This is a genomic window from Exiguobacterium sp. UBA3968 (assembly GCF_002385115.1).
GTDB lineage: Bacteria > Bacillota > Bacilli > Exiguobacteriales > Exiguobacteriaceae > Exiguobacterium_A.
Genome location: NZ_DGCW01000003.1, coordinates 10,271 through 11,266 on the forward strand (window position 1 = coordinate 10,271; position 996 = coordinate 11,266).

General features: G+C 49.5%; 2 protein-coding genes. Both read right to left on the reverse strand.

Translation table 11 applies throughout. The annotated features are described in order from the left end of the window. A partial coding sequence (locus B3S86_RS00190; RefSeq protein ID WP_290747886.1) for a ribose-phosphate pyrophosphokinase-like domain-containing protein occupies positions 1-155 on the reverse strand: 155 nt, incomplete at its 3' end. A gap of 55 nt (positions 156-210) precedes the next feature. Beyond that, positions 211-996, reverse strand: a 786-nt coding sequence (locus tag B3S86_RS00195) for a bifunctional UDP-N-acetylglucosamine diphosphorylase/glucosamine-1-phosphate N-acetyltransferase GlmU (protein ID WP_290747880.1), incomplete at its 5' end; no start/stop codon positions are given.

The window sequence follows — 996 nt, forward strand, 5'->3', positions numbered from 1 at the left end:
CTTTCTTCGATGTTCATCGAAATTTCGCCATCACTGAAGTGTTTGACTGAACTTTCGCTCACCGGGATTCCGATGACTTTAGCGATTTCCTCTGCCAGTGGTTTGTTCGAGTTGAGTGCGAAAATACGAATTTCATGTTCTAAGACAGTAGACATGTGTAGGTGGCCTCCATTTGTTTGGGTTTAGACGAGTAGAGCGACAAGTAATGAATTAACGATAATCGGGTTTCGTCGTTTGACGTTCCCGTGCGATCGCGAGACCGTTTTCCGGCACATCGTCTGTGACGGTTGATCCGGCAGCAACAAGGGCATTCTTGCCGACCGTGACCGGTGCAATCAAGTTGACGTTACAGCCGATGAAGGCATCGTCCTCAATGATCGTCTGGAATTTATTTTTTCCATCATAGTTGACCGTGATCGATCCACAACCGAGGTTGACGTTCTCTCCGATTGTTGCATCTCCGACATAGCTCAAGTGGGCTGATTTGCTACCTTCGCCAAATGTTGATTTCTTGATCTCAACGAAGTTTCCGACGCGTGTGTTCGCACCGAGAACCGCTTGCTGACGTAAATGCGCAAATGGACCGACTTGTGCCGCTGGACCAATCTTGCTATCCGTGACGACGGATTGACGAACAATGGCGCCATCTGCCACTTCACTGTTACGGATATCCGAGTTCGGACCAATCGTACATTCTGAACCAATGACCGTCTGACCGAGCAACTGCGTACCAGGATAGAGAACAGTATCTGAACCAATCGTGACGTCTGGTCCGATGTACGTCGAGGACGGATCAACGAACGTGACACCTTGACGCATCCAGTACTCATTCGTTCGCTTGCGCATCGATGTTTCTGCTTGTGCAAGTGCGACGCGGTCATTGACACCGATCGTCTCTTCGAACGTAGGTGCCGCATACGCTGCGATCGTCTCGCCTGCTGCCTTTGCAATCTCAATCACGTCTGGTAAGTAATACTCACCTTGCGCATTATCATT